Source organism: Kitasatospora sp. NPDC096077 (assembly GCF_040303245.1).
Classification (GTDB): domain Bacteria; phylum Actinomycetota; class Actinomycetes; order Streptomycetales; family Streptomycetaceae; genus Kitasatospora.
The window spans coordinates 82,192-95,305 of the sequence record NZ_JBEOSV010000003.1; the positions used below are offsets into that span (position 1 = coordinate 82,192).

Annotated in this window: 9 protein-coding genes; 3 read left to right on the top strand and 6 right to left on the bottom strand. The window is 75.2% G+C overall.

Translation table 11 applies throughout. The annotated features are described in order from the left end of the window. Positions 1–15: 15 nt before the first annotated feature. Together ABTZ03_RS03950 and ABTZ03_RS03955 are read right to left on the bottom strand one after the other, a co-directional pair. Positions 16–2,367, bottom strand: coding sequence for a DUF5682 family protein (locus tag ABTZ03_RS03950; RefSeq protein WP_502894388.1), 2,352 nt, complete (start codon positions 2,365–2,367; stop codon positions 16–18). Next, the gene (locus ABTZ03_RS03955; protein WP_350511269.1) at positions 2,325–3,407 is read right to left on the bottom strand and encodes an ATP-binding protein; all 1,083 of its coding nucleotides are present in this window, start codon (positions 3,405–3,407) and stop codon (positions 2,325–2,327) included. The genes ABTZ03_RS03950 and ABTZ03_RS03955 overlap by 43 nt, the downstream gene beginning before the upstream one ends. Positions 3,408–3,564: 157 nt before the next feature. Here ABTZ03_RS03955 and ABTZ03_RS03960 point away from each other — a divergent pair, with 157 nt between their 5' ends. Together ABTZ03_RS03960 and ABTZ03_RS03965 are read left to right on the top strand one after the other, a co-directional pair. Continuing rightward, positions 3,565–4,863 carry an SWIM zinc finger family protein gene (locus ABTZ03_RS03960; RefSeq protein ID WP_350511270.1) on the top strand — a complete coding sequence of 433 codons (1,299 nt, stop codon included), beginning with the start codon at positions 3,565–3,567 and terminating at the stop codon, positions 4,861–4,863. 11 nt (positions 4,864–4,874) lie between these two features. Beyond that, complete coding sequence (locus ABTZ03_RS03965) at positions 4,875–6,488, top strand: DUF5691 domain-containing protein (RefSeq protein ID WP_350511271.1); 1,614 nt, start codon at positions 4,875–4,877, stop codon at positions 6,486–6,488. 90 nt (positions 6,489–6,578) lie between these two features. Here the strand turns inward: ABTZ03_RS03965 and icmB are convergent, their stop codons facing one another. Beyond that, positions 6,579–6,986, bottom strand: coding sequence for a coenzyme B12-dependent isobutyryl CoA mutase small subunit (gene icmB, locus ABTZ03_RS03970; RefSeq protein ID WP_350511272.1), 408 nt, complete (start codon positions 6,984–6,986; stop codon positions 6,579–6,581). A 344-nt stretch (positions 6,987–7,330) separates the two neighbouring features. On the opposite strand from icmB, the gene ABTZ03_RS03975 reads away from it, so the two are divergent. Continuing rightward, entirely contained in the window at positions 7,331–8,134 is an 804-nt protein-coding gene (locus tag ABTZ03_RS03975) for a M23 family metallopeptidase (RefSeq protein WP_350511273.1), read from the top strand. Between the two features lie 10 nt (positions 8,135–8,144). Here ABTZ03_RS03975 and pcrA read toward each other — a convergent pair whose 3' ends face one another. From pcrA to ABTZ03_RS03990, 3 genes are all read right to left on the bottom strand, one after another. Next, positions 8,145–10,781, bottom strand: coding sequence for a DNA helicase PcrA (pcrA, locus tag ABTZ03_RS03980; protein WP_350511274.1), 2,637 nt, complete (start codon positions 10,779–10,781; stop codon positions 8,145–8,147). A gap of 84 nt (positions 10,782–10,865) precedes the next feature. Next, on the bottom strand, positions 10,866–11,543 hold the full coding sequence (locus ABTZ03_RS03985; protein WP_350511275.1) for a LuxR C-terminal-related transcriptional regulator: 678 nt from the start codon (positions 11,541–11,543) through the stop codon (positions 10,866–10,868). Continuing rightward, positions 11,536–12,885 carry an ATP-binding protein gene (locus tag ABTZ03_RS03990; RefSeq protein WP_400917153.1) on the bottom strand — a complete coding sequence of 450 codons (1,350 nt, stop codon included), beginning with the start codon at positions 12,883–12,885 and terminating at the stop codon, positions 11,536–11,538. Before ABTZ03_RS03990 ends, ABTZ03_RS03985 begins: the two co-directional genes overlap by 8 nt. Positions 12,886–13,114: the final 229 nt, after the last annotated feature.

Consider the following 13,114-nt stretch of genomic DNA (forward strand, 5'->3'; position numbering starts at 1 on the left):
TCCTCGTACGACGGGTCAGGTGTTGCGGCCGGTGGGCTGGCGGGGGATCGTCGGGCGGACGCCGAGCAGCAGCGCCAGCACCGGGGTCGCGGCGTCGGCGCGCGCCCGGTCGAGCTCGCCGACCGCCTCGGGGGCCGCCGGGCCGGCACCGAGCGGGCCGGCCGCGACCCGGCCGCCGATGGTGCTGCGCACGCCCGCCTCCAGTCCGGCGAAGGTGCGCCGCAGCAGCGGCAGGACATCGGTGAACACCTCGGCGCCCACCCCGCAGAGCCACTCGTCCAGCAGGGCCAGCAGCCGGGGGTCGTGCAGCAGCAGGGCGCCGCCGCCGGTGAGGAAGCCCTCGACCCAACCGGCCGCGTCCGCCGGGGCGTTGGCCACGGACAGCACCAGGCGCAGCCGTCGGCCGGCCTCCTCGGAGTCCAGCCGGCCGTCGTCCAGCAGCAGCCGGACGGCGCGGCCGCGGAGCAGCCCTGGGACGCCGGTGGCCGGTCCGCCGGCGGGTTCGCGGCGGGAGAGCGAGTGGAGGGCGGCGGCCCAGCGGGCGGGCAGGCCGTCCGGATCCGCCGCCTCCCCGGGGCCGAGCAGGGCGATCGCGCCGTGCACCTCGTCGATCCGGGCCCGCATCGCGGCCGCGCCCGCGTCGTCCAACCCGACGCAGGCGGGCGGCAGTCCGACGCAGACCCGCTCGGCCAGGCCGGCCGCGGCCCCGGCGAGCGCGCCGTGGTCGGTACCGCGCACGTCGCCGTAGCGCAGCGCGCGGACCAGCGCGGGCAGCGCGCCCGCCAGGTGTGCGACGTCGGTGTCCAGGGCCGCGCAGTCGGCGAGCACCCGCATCACCGCGGGCAGCGCACCGGACAGCCCGGCCAGCAGGCAGGTCTCCACCAGGCCGGTCAGCTCGGCGAGTTCGACGGCGGCCCGGGCGGTGCCGACCGCCTTGTTGACGGCGGCCTCCTCGACCGTGGTGCCCCACTGGGCGGCCTCGGCGATCCGGACCGCGAACTCGGGTTGCCAGCACACCCGCCAGCTCTCCCGGAAGGTACCGGTGGAGTTGACCGTCGACCGGGCCGGCACGCCCCAGTCGACGCCCAGCAGCCGCAGCCGGTGCAGCAGTCGGGAGCGGGCCGCGTCGGTGGACTTGCGCAGGTCGAGGTCGACCTCCCGGGGCGCGGCCTCGGGCTTGAGCCGCAGCGAGCGCTGCAGCCGGGCGAGGTCGCGCTGCAGCGGTACGGCCGGGGCGGCGTCCGGCACCTCGCCGAGCGCGTCGCCGACCACCAGGCGGTCCCGGACGAGTTCCAGGGCGACGTCCGAGCCCTCGCAGAGCACCGCGCGGACGGCGTCCAGGGTCTCGGTCAGCCCGGCCAGCGGGCGCCCGCGCAGCACGGCCAGGGTCTCGGCCAACCGGACCGCCTCGATGACGTGGGCGGAGGAGACCGGGTGGTCCTCGGCGCGCAGCAGCTCGGCGGCCCGGGTGAGCCAGCGCGGCACCGGGTCGCCCTCGGCGGTGAACAGGTGGTGGTACCAGCCGGGCGACTGGACGCCCGCGCCGTAGCCGGCCGCCTGGGAGAGCCGGCGGTGCGTCCACGGGATCCAGGTGATGTCCGTGCGCACCTTCTTCGGCAGTCCGGCGAGCAGCGCCCGGTCGTGGGCGACGGTCGGCATCACGGCCAGCGCGGGCACGTGGAAGGCACCGCAGACCACGGCGATCCGGTCGTGACCGGCGCGCCGGGCGGCCCGGATCCGCTGGCGCATGTGAGCCTCGCGCAGCTGGTCCCGGCGGGACTCGCCGAGGCCCTCGGCGCGCAGCGCGGCCATCGCCTCGGCGACGGCGGCGAACGGCGCCAGCGCGTCCGCGCCGGGGGCGCGGTGCTCGACCACGTCCTCCCACCAGCGTTCCGGGTCGTCGTGGCCGGCGGCCTCGGCGAGCAGCGCCAGCGGGTCGGCGGGCAGGTCATCGCCGGCCCCCTCGGCGTCCGGCGCCTCCTCCTGCTCCCCTTCCCCGGGCGCGGGCGCGAAGCCGTGTGCGGCGGGCAGGTCGATGAAGCGGACCGGCAGGTCGTGGTCCACGGCGTACCGGATGGCCACCCACTCCGGGGAGAACTCGGCGTACGGCCAGAACGCGGCCCGCGCCGGGTCGTCCACCGCGTGGGCGAGCAGGGCGACCGGCGGCACCAGGTTCTTCTCGGCGGCCAGGTGGACGATGTCGTCGGCCTCCGGCGGGCCCTCGATCAGCACCGCGTCCGGCTGCCACTGCGCCAGCGCGGCGGCCACCGCCCGGGCCGAGCCGGGCCCGTGGTGCCGGATGCCCAGCAGGGCGACCTCCGAGGTCACGCCGTCACCTCGCGGGCCGCGCGGTAGAAGTCCTTCCAGCCGTCGCGCTCGCGCACCACCCCTTCGACGTACTCGCGCCACACCGCCCGGTCCGCCACCGGGTCGCGGACGACCGCGCCGAGGATGCCGGCCGTGACGTCCCCGGCGCGCAGCACGCCGTCGCCGAAGTGGACGGCCAGGGCGAGGCCGTTGGTCACCACCGAGATCGCCTCGGCGGTGGAGAGGGTGCCGCTCGGGGTCTTGACCTTCGTCCGGCCGTCCACGGTGAGGCCGGCCCGCAGCTCGCGGAAGACCGTCACCACCCGCCGGATCTCCTCGGCACCGCCGGGCAGTTCGGGCAGGTCGAGGGAGCGGCCGAGTTGGTTGACCCGACGGGTGACGATGTCGACCTCCTCGTCCAGCGAGCCGGGCAGCGGCAGCACCACGGTGTTGAAGCGGCGGCGCAGCGCACTGGACAGCTCGTTGACGCCGCGGTCGCGGTCGTTGGCGGTGGCGATCACGTTGAAGCCGCGCACGGCCTGGGTATCGCCGCCCAACTCCGGGATCGGCAGGGTCTTCTCGGACAGGATGGTGATCAGACTGTCCTGCACGTCGGCCGGGATACGGGTGAGCTCCTCGATCCGGGCGAGCTTGCCGTCCGCCATCGCCCGCATCAGCGGCGAGGGCACCAGGGCGTCCCGGCTGGGCCCGTGGGTGAGCAGTTGGGCGTAGTTCCAGCCGTACCGGACGGCCTCCTCGGGGGTGCCGGCGGTGCCCTGCACCAGCAGCGTGGAGTCGCCGCTGATCGCGGCGGCCAGGTGCTCGGACACCCAGGTCTTCGCGGTGCCGGGCACACCGAGCAGCAGCAGCGCCCGGTCCGTCGCCAGGGTGGTGACGGCGACCTCGACGATCCGGCGCGGGCCGATGTACTTGGGGGTGATCCGGGTGCCGTCGGGCAGCTCGCCGCCGAGCAGGTACGTCGCCACGGCCCACGGCGAGAGCTTCCAGCGCTCGGGGCGCGGACGGTCGTCCTGCGCGGCCAGCGCGGCCAGTTCACCGGCGAAGGCGTCCTCGGCGTGCTGCCGCAGAACGTCGGTCATCGGGGCTCCTTCGGGTCGGCCGCCCGGACACACGGGTGCCCCGGGCGGAAGGGTGAGCGGGGAGTCAGGACCTGTGGAACCCACCCTGCACTGCGGCACTGACAACCCCCGGACGGACGGTCAGCCGCTGTCAGTGCCGCCGCCTACGGTCGGTCGCATGGAGGAACGCTGGAGCACCGAACACGTCCTGTCCCTGGCGCCTGACGCCGCGTCGCGGAAGTCCGCGGGCAAGCTGTCCTCGCCCGCGCCGTGGTCCGGGACGGGCACCGACGGCGCCGCGCTCTGGGGCGAGTGCCAGGGCAGCGGCCGCACCCCGTACCGCACCGTGATCGAACTCGCCACGCCCGCCTACCAGTGCAGCTGCCCCAGCCGGAAGTTCCCGTGCAAGCACGCGCTCGGGCTGCTCCTGCTGTGGAGCGGCGCCCCGGAGGCGGTGCCGGCCGCCGAGCCCGCCGACTGGGCCGCCGACTGGCTCAAGGCCCGGCAGGAGCGGGCCGAGAAGCGCGCGGCGCCCCCGGCCGACCCGGAGGCCGCCCGCCGCCGGGCCGAGAAGCGCGGCGCCCGGGTCGCGGCCGGCGCGGCCGAACTGCGGCTGCGGCTGGCCGACCGGATCCGGCACGGCCTCGCCGACCAGTCCACGGCCGGCCCCTGGGAGGAGGTCGCGGCCCGGATGGTCGACGCCCAGGCCGGCGGACTGGCCACCCGGGTAAGGGAGTTGGACACCCTGCCGGAGGAACGGCTGCTGGCGGAGTACGCGATGCTGCACCTGCTCGCCACCGCCGCCACCCGGCTCGACGAGCTGCCGCCCGACCTGGCCGCCACCGTCCGCGCCCGGGTCGGCTACACCGTGGACGCCGCCGAGGTGCTCGCCGGGCCGACGGTCCGGGACCGCTGGCTGGTCCTCGGCAGCAAGGACACTTCGGACGACCGGCTCACCACCCGGCGGGTCTGGCTGCGCGGCGCCAAGACCGGCCGCCCGGCCCTGCTGCTCGCCTTCGGCCGGCCCGGCCAGGCCCCCGACCTCGCCCTGCCCACCGGCCACCTGCTGGAGGCCGACCTCGGCTACCACCCCGGCGCCCGGCCGCTGCGCGCCGCGCTCGGCACCCGCTACGGCGCCCCCGAGCCCGGCCCGGCCGCCCCGCCCGCCGGGCTCACCGTCGCCGAGGCGGTCGCCGGGTACGGCACCGCGGTGGCCGACGACCCGTGGCTGGACAGCTGGCCGACCGTGCTCACCGGGGTCGTCCCGGTCCGCACCCCGGACGGCTGGTATCTGACGGACGGCCACCACACCGTCCCAGTCCGCCCCTCGGCCGTCCCGGAGGCGGCCCTGTGGCGGCTGACCGCGGTGTCCACCGGCCGCCCGCTGACGGTCTTCGGCGAGTACGGCCACCAGGGCTTCGCCCCGGTCACCGCCTGGACCGCCGAACACCGCCCGGTCGGCCTCACTTCCGCTTAGGAGAACCGACGATGACGATCACCCAGGACCCGTGGGAGACCCTGCGGACCAGCGCCCTGCTCGGCACCGACCGGCGCCCGCTGCCCGCCACCGTGCTGCCGCTCGCCGACACCGTGGACCGGTCCGACCCGGCCACCGCCCTGCTGGAGCTGGCCGCGCTGGCCACCGTCCGCCGCCGGGCCGGCGCCCTGCCCGTCCCGGCCACCGAACCACCCGGGCCGCCCGCACCCGAGGACCGGCGCCCGGAGCTGCCCGAGGCCGCCGCCCGCCGACTGGCCGTCCTGCTCGCCGGGCGCACCGGCGGCAGCGGGGCCGGCGGCACCCTGGCCAACCTGGCCGAGCTGCTGCCGCAGTGGCTCGCCACCGCCCGGGCCGAGGGCCTGCGGCCGCCCGCCGCACTGATCCCCGGGCTGCTCGACGCGGCCCGGGCCCGCAGCGAACTGCGCTCGGACGCCGTCGCGTTGGCCGGTCCGCCGGGCCGCTGGCTGGCCGCGCAGAACCCCGACTGGCGGTTCGTACTGCGCACCACCGACACCGAACCGGCCCGGCAGCCGGACACCCCGGACGACCACCGGCTGTGGCACGAGGGCCTGTTCGCCGAACGGGTCACCCATCTCACCCTGCTGCGCCGCCGCGACCCGGCCGCCGGGCTGGAGTTGCTGCGCGGCACCTGGTCCACCGAGCGCGCCGAGGACCGGCTGCTCTTCCTGGACGCCCTCCAGGACGGCCTCTCCCCCGCCGACGAACCCTTCCTGGAGGCCGCCCTCGGCGACCGCAGCAAGAACGTCCGGGCCACCGCCGCCGAACTGCTCTCCACCCTGCCCGGCTCGGCGCTGGCCGGGCGGATGGCCGAGCGGGCCCGGGCCGCCGTGACGCTCGCCGGCAGCGGCACCCATCTGCTGGTCACCCCGCCCGCCGAGTGCGACGAGCGGATGCAGCGCGACGGCATCGCCCCCAAGTCCCCCACCGGGCGCGGCGAACGGGCCTGGTGGTTCGGCGAGGTGGTGGCGGCCGCGCCGCTGGCGGTCTGGTCGGAGAGCACCGGGCTCACGCCCGAGCGGCTGCTCGCCCTGCGGGTCGGCGACAGCGTGGACGAGACCAGCAGCAGCTGGGCCGACGACCTGCGCGAGGCCTGGGCGCGCGCCGCCGTGCGCCAGCACGACGCCGACTGGGCCAGGGCGCTGCTCGGTCCGGCCCCCGCCCCGCCGGGACGCGGCGCCGGACGGGCCCGCGGCGCGCGCGCCACCGGCGCCCCGGCCAAACTGCTGGCCGTCCTCCCGCCGGAGGAGCGGGCCGCCTGGACGGCCGCCTTCATCGAGGTGCACGGCCTGGGCGAGGCCTTCCAGCTGCTCGGCGCCTGCGCCACCCCGTGGACCCCGCCGCTGTCCACCGCCGTGGTGGCGGCGCTGGCCCGGGCGGCCGCCTCCGGCGCGTACCCGTGGAGCCACAGCGGGGTGCTCGGGATGACGGAACGGGCGCTCGCCCCCGGTGCGGCCGCCGCGGTGGAGGAGCTGGCCGCCGGGGCCGCCCCGGACTCGGCCTGGTCGGAGACCTTCGCCCGGCTGGCCGGGACGCTGCGGTTCCGGGCCGCGATGCTGAACGAGCTGACGGTGCCGCCGCGTTGAGCGCACCGGCGCCCTGAGGACGCCCCGGTGTCGAGCCCGCCGGGGCGGCTCGGTCCGTGCGGCGGACCGAGCCGCCCCGCGGGCCCGGGCTCAGCCCGCCGTGCGCAGGTTGGCCTCGACCCAGGCCACCACGTCCCGGGTGGGCGTGCCCGGGGTGAAGATGTCCGCGACGCCCATCGCCTTGAGCTCGGCGATGTCCTCGTCCGGGATGATCCCGCCGCAGAAGACCTTGATGTCCTCCGCGTCACGCTCCTTCAGCAGCTCCAGCACCCGCGCGCACAGCGTCATGTGGGCACCGGAGAGGATCGACAGCCCGATGCCGTCCGCGTCCTCCTGGATCGCGGTGTCGACCACCTGCTCGGGGGTCTGGTGCAGCCCGGTGTAGATGACCTCCATGCCGGCGTCGCGCAGGGCCCGCGCGATCACCTTGGCGCCCCGGTCGTGACCGTCGAGCCCCGGCTTGGCGACCACCACACGGATCGGCCCCGACACACTCATCACTGCCTCCTGGACCTCGTCGTCCATCATCCGCCCGGACCTTGTGGGTCCACGGGTGCGGTCAACACGGTTAACGCTCGATAACCAACCAACCTGAGGGGAGATTAGCGCCACCCGCCCCGGTTGGCCGAGCCGCCTCCCAAGAGGAGGGCAAAGTCACAGCCCCGGGGCCCGCTACCAGTGAGTACGCCGGTGGCGGGCCCTCCGTACCGGCACGGCGCGGCCCCCCGTGCGCCCCCTTGACAACCGGCGGTTTTTCCGGGGCGTCGACCGTGGGACTACAGTCTCGGCTGTTTACCCTCGCCCGACGACGCGCCCGAGGCCCACCGAGGAGGCAGCCCCCGATGGCTCCCGAAGCAGCCGCCCGCCCGACCCGTGCGGAGCTGCGCCTCGCCGCCCGCGAGCAGTCCCGTGAGCAGTCCCGCGCCCAGCGGCGCGGCGCCGCCAGGGCGACCCGGGCGGCGCTGTTCCGGGTCGCGGTGCCGTCGGTGGCCGCGCTCGGAGTGGCCGGTGCGGCGGGTGCGGTGGTGGCCCAGGAGCAGCCCGACCGGGTGCCGGCGCAGGCCTCGGCGGCCGACGCCCCGGCCACCGCGGCCGCGCACCAGGCCGTCACACCGGCGGCCGCGCACACCGACCAGGCCCAGGCCTCGCGCGGCGACGCCCGCCAGCCGCTGTCCGGCGCCCTGCCCGGTGACGGCCAGCCCACCGCGACCGCCACGCCGACCGCCGAGCCGGCCCCGGAGCCGGTCAAGCCCAAGGTGGTCATGCCGGTCGCCAGGCACGGCCTGGGCGAACTGTTCGGCGAGGCCGGCACCCACTGGGCCAACCGGCACACCGGCATCGACTTCCCGGTGGACGGCGGCTCGGAGGTGTACGCCGTCCAGGACGGCACGATCCGGACCCAGTGGAACCCGTTCTACGGCTACATGTCGATACTGAAGATGTCCGACGGCACCGAGGCCTGGATGTGCCACCTGCGGGCGTACAAGATCCGCAAGGGCCCGGTGAAGCAGGGCGACGTGATCGCCTTCGTCGGCAGCAGCGGCAACAGCACCGGGCCGCACCTGCACTTCGAGATCAGGCCGGCGGGCAGCGGGCCGGTCGACCCGCTGCCCTGGTTCCTCGCGAACGGGCTGGACCCGCGCTAGGACCCGTCGGCTACAGCTTCTCCACCGGCGCGTACCGCAGCACCAGCCGCTTGCGGCCGCTGGCGCCGAAGTCCACCTCGGCCTGGGCGTTGTCGCCCAGGCCCGTCACGCCCACCACCGTGCCCAGCCCGAAGGTGTCGTGGGTGACCCGGTCGCCGACCGCGAGCGAGACCACCTCGCGCTCCACGACCTTGCCGCCGCGCCGCACCGACTGCCCCCAGCCCGCCTTCGGCGAGGCCGCCCCGGCGGACGACGAGGAGCGTGAACTCCCGCCCCCGGACGAGGACTTGCCCCAGGACGAGCCCGACGAGCCCGAGGAGAAGCCGCGCTGGACCGGCGCCTGCGCCGCCCCCTTCCGCTTCCAGTCGACCAGGGTGTCCGGGATCTCCTCCAGGAACCGCGAGGCCGGGTTGTAGGACGGCTGCCCCCAGGCGCTGCGCAGCACCGAGCGGGTCAGGTAGAGCCGCTCGCGGGCCCGGGTCAGCCCCACGTACGCGAGCCGGCGCTCCTCCTCCAGCTCCTTGACCTGGTTGAGCGCCCGCATGTGCGGGAAGATCCCGTCCTCCATGCCGGTCAGGAAGACCACCGGGAACTCCAGGCCCTTGGCGGTGTGCAGGGTCATCATCGTGATGACGCCCTGGCCCTCCTCGTCGTCGTCCGGGATCTGGTCGGAGTCGGCGACCAGCGCGACCCGCTCCAGGAAGTCGGCCAGCGAGCCGACCGGCGGCGCGCCGTCCTCCCCGGCGTCCGGCCGCTCGCCCGGGTCCTGCTCGTACTCCAGCGCCACCGAGGCGAGTTCCTGGAGGTTCTCCACCCGGGTCTCGTCCTGCGGGTCGGTGGAGGCCTGGAGTTCGGCCAGGTAGCCGGTCTCCTCCAGGACGGCCTCCAGCACCGCCGCCGGGCCCGCGCCCGACTCGACGACCTGGCGCAGCCCGGCCATCAGGGTGTTGAACTTCCTGACCGCGTTGGCCGAGCGCGCGGCCATCCCGTACGCCTCGTCCACCCGAACCAGCGCCTGGGCGAAGGAGATCCGCTCCCGCGCGGCCAGCGCGTCGACCATCGCCTCGGCCCGGTCGCCGATGCCGCGCTTGGGCACGTTGAGGATCCGGCGCAGCGGCACGGTGTCCTCCGGGTTGGAGAGCACCCGCAGGTACGCCAGGACGTCCCGGACCTCCTTGCGCTCGTAGAAGCGCACCCCGCCGACCACCTTGTACGGCAGGCCGACCCGGATGAACACCTCCTCGAAGACCCGGGACTGGGCGTTGGTGCGGTAGAAGATCGCGACGTCGCCGGGCTTGGCCTCGCTCCGGTCGGTGAGCCGGTCGATCTCGTCGGCGATGAACTGGGCCTCGCCGTGCTCGTCGTCCGCGACGTAGCCGACGACCTTCTCGCCGTGCTCGCCGGCCGTCCAGAGCTTCTTCTCGCGCCGGTTGGCGTTGCGCTCGATGACGGCGTTGGCGGCGCTCAGGATCGTCTGGGTGGAGCGGTAGTTCTGCTCCAGCAGGATCGTGGTCGCGTTCGGGTAGTCCTCCTCGAACTGGAGGATGTTGCGGATGGTCGCGCCGCGGAAGGCGTAGATCGACTGGTCCGCGTCACCGACCACGCACAGCTCGGCGGGCGGCACCTCGGCCAGCCGCCCGGCCGCCGGATTCACCAACTCGCCGTCCACGGTGCGCTTCGGGGCGTCGGCCGCGGAGCCGCCGGACAGCTCGCGGACCAGGGTGTACTGGGCGTGGTTGGTGTCCTGGTACTCGTCGACCAGGATGTGCCGGAACCGGCGGCGGTAGTGCTCGGCGACGTCCGGGAAGGCCTGCAGCAGGTTCACCGTCGTCATGATGATGTCGTCGAAGTCGAGGGCGTTGGCCTCGCGCAGCCGCCGCTGGTAGAGCGCGTACGCCTCGGCGAGCTTCTTCTCCATCGGGTTGGCGGCCTGGTCGGCGAAGGTCTCCTCGTCGATCAGCTCGTTCTTGAGGTTGCTGACCTTCGCGGTGAAGGACTTCGGCGGGAACTGCTTCGGGTCCAGGTCGAGGTCGCGGCAGACCAGCGACATCAGCCGCTGGGAGTCCGCCGAGTCGTAGATCGAGAAGCTGGAGGTGAAGCCCAGCTGCTTGGACTCCCGGCGCAGGATCCGCACGCAGGCGCTGTGGAAGGTGGACACCCACATCGCCCGGGCGCGCGGGCCGACCAGCGCCTCGACGCGCTCGCGCATCTCGCCGGCCGCCTTGTTGGTGAAGGTGATCGCCAGGATCTCGCCCGGCTGCACCCCGCGGGCGCCCAGCAGGTAGGCGATCCGGTGGGTCAGCACCCGGGTCTTGCCGGAGCCGGCGCCGGCCACGATCAGCAGCGGCGAGCCGGCGTGCAGCACCGCCTCGCGCTGCGGGTCGTTCATCCCCTCCAGCAGCTGCGCCGGGTCGACCACCGTCCGGGCGGCGCCGTTGCGGTGCCAGGCGTCCCGCGCGCTCTCGGCGGCGTGGTCGGTCTGGAACAGCCCGTCCGGGATCGCCTCCTCGTACGCGTCGTACGGCTGGTCGTCCTCGTACGGCGGGGGCTCCTCGTCGATCGCGTCGACGGGCGCGGCGGGCTGCTTCGACCCGGCGGCGGGTGCCTCGAAACCGGGGAGCGGGAGGTCGTCAAAGAGGCTACTCATGGCACATCGAGTCTATGGCCACCCACCGACAAGCCCGCCCGGTCCGCAGGATCCGGACCGGGCGGGCTCGATCGACCCGCGGCCTCAGACCAGCCGGCGGGCGGTGGCCCAGCGGGTGAGCTCGTGCCGGTTGCTGAGCTGGAGCTTGCGCAGCACGGCGGAGACGTGGCTCTCCACGGTCTTCACCGAGATGAACAGCTGCTTGGCGATCTCCTTGTAGGCGTAGCCGCGGGCGATCAGCCGCAGCACCTCGCGCTCGCGCTGGGTGAGCCGGTCCAGGTCCTCGTCCACCGGCGGGGTGTCGGTGGCGGCGAAGGCGTCCAGCACGAAGCCGGCCAGCCGCGGCGAGAAGACCGCGTCACCGTCGCCGATCCGGAAGATCGCGTCGACCAGGTCGGTGCCGGTGATGGTCTTGGTGACGTAGCCGCGGGCACCGCCGCGGATCACGCCGATGACGTCCTCGGCGGCGTCCGAGACGGACAGCGCCAGGAACTTCACTCCCCCCTGCTCACCCATCACGCCGGCCGAGCGGCGCAGCACCTCGACGCCGCCGCCGCCGGGCAGGTGGACGTCGAGCAGCACCACGTCGGGCCGGGTCTCGGCGACCACGCGGACCGCCGAGTCCACGTCGTCGGCCTCCCCCACCACGTCGATGCCGGTCACGTCGGTGCGGCCGATCTCGGCCCGGACCCCGGTCCGGAACATCCGGTGGTCGTCCACCAGGACGACCCTGGCCGTGCGCTGCGGCGCTGCCTCAGTCATTCGTTCTCTCCATCTCCAGCTCGACCTCGGTCCCGCCGCCCGCCGCCGGCCGCACCCGAGCGGTGCCGCCGTTGCGCTTCATCCGGCCGATGATCGACTCCCGTACGCCCATCCGGTCCTCGGGCACCGTGTCGGGGTCGAAGCCGGGTCCGTGGTCGCGGACGAACACCGACACCGTCCTCCCCTCCACCTCGGCGTAGACCTGGACCGGTCCCCCGCCACCGTACTTGGCCGCGTTGACGGTCGCCTCCCTCGCGGCCTGCATCTGTGCCGCGATCTTGTCGTCCATCGGGCAGTCGCCGACGATCACCAGCTCGACCGGGACCCCGTGCCGGTCCTCGACCTCGGCGACGGCGGCCCGCAGGGTCTCCGCCATGGTGTCCGGCGCGGCCTCGGCGGCGGCCTCCGGGCGGTACAGCCACAGCCGCAGCTCGCGCTCCTGGGAGCGGGCCAGCCGCAGCACCTCCTTGGGGTCCTCGGCCCGGCGCTGGATCAGGGTCAGGGTGTGCAGCACCGAGTCGTGGATGTGCGCGGCGATCTCGGCCCGCTCCTGGGCCCGGATGCGGGCGGTGCGCTCGGCGCCGAGGTCCTGCCACAGCCGCAGGCCGTACGGACCGAGCAGCACCAGCACCCCGGCCAGCACCGCGAGCGAGGCCTCGACCACCGAGCCGAGGGTGGAACCGCTGCCCTGCATGGCGAGCAGCGCGATGGTGCCGGCCACCGCGAGCAGCACGCCCGCGCCGACCCGGGTGTAGGCGCCGCGCCGCTTCTCGCCCTCCTCGATGCCGAACCAGCGCTGCCAGCGCGAGTCGTCCGCCTGCCGCCAGACCAGCGCCACGCCGACGCCGATCGCCAGCAGCGGCCAGGTGTACGGCTTGGCGGTCTGCCAGCCGAGCACGTTCAGCAGGGCGATCAGCCCGATCACGACCATGACCAGGGCGGCGAGCTGGCCGATACCGCCCTGCCCGACCTTGCCGCCGGACCGGGTGCCGGCCTCGCCCTCGCCCTCGGCGGCGGCGGGCGCGGTGACCGGCTCGCCCTGCAGCGTGTGCTGGAGCAGTTCGCGCAGCCGGCCGACCCAGCCACCGCCGCCGGACTTGGTCACCGGCGTGCCCGGCCGCAGCCAGGGCGAGGTCGGCACGTAGACGCCGTTGACGTTCACCCAGTGCGCGCCGCCGCGCTGCGAGGGCTCGCCGATCCCGATCGGCACCACGAACCAGAACGCCGCGTACAGCAGCGCGCCGATCCCCTGCGCGAAGAACAGCAGCACGAAGGCCAGCCGCACCCAGCGGACCGGCAGCCCGAGGTGCACCGCCAGACCGTGCGCGACGCCGCCCAGCATCCGCCCCTGCGGGCTGCGGTACAGCCGCCGGTAGGGCGGCCGCCCGTCGGCGGGCGCGGTCGGGTCGGCGCCGGCCGACGCCGCGGCGTCGGGGGCGAGGGGTCGGGGATCGGTACCGGGTGCTGCCACGCCACCGATGGTTCCACGCGGGCGTGTCCGCGCGCATCAGGGTGGGGCCCCCACGCTTATCAGGGACAAGTCAGGGTACGGGCAGGGCCGTACCCGGTTG

Coding starts and splice junctions, on each gene's coding strand:
- ABTZ03_RS03955 (WP_350511269.1), bottom strand. CDS start 3,407: ATGACCGACGTTCTGCGGCAGCACGCCGAGGACGCCTTCGCCGGTGAA.
- ABTZ03_RS03960 (WP_350511270.1), top strand. CDS start 3,565: ATGGAGGAACGCTGGAGCACCGAACACGTCCTGTCCCTGGCGCCTGAC.
- ABTZ03_RS03965 (WP_350511271.1), top strand. CDS start 4,875: ATGACGATCACCCAGGACCCGTGGGAGACCCTGCGGACCAGCGCCCTG.
- icmB (WP_350511272.1), bottom strand. CDS start 6,986: ATGAGTGTGTCGGGGCCGATCCGTGTGGTGGTCGCCAAGCCGGGGCTC.
- ABTZ03_RS03975 (WP_350511273.1), top strand. CDS start 7,331: ATGGCTCCCGAAGCAGCCGCCCGCCCGACCCGTGCGGAGCTGCGCCTC.
- pcrA (WP_350511274.1), bottom strand. CDS start 10,781: ATGAGTAGCCTCTTTGACGACCTCCCGCTCCCCGGTTTCGAGGCACCC.
- ABTZ03_RS03985 (WP_350511275.1), bottom strand. CDS start 11,543: ATGACTGAGGCAGCGCCGCAGCGCACGGCCAGGGTCGTCCTGGTGGAC.
- ABTZ03_RS03990 (WP_400917153.1), bottom strand. CDS start 12,885: ATGCTGGGCGGCGTCGCGCACGGTCTGGCGGTGCACCTCGGGCTGCCG.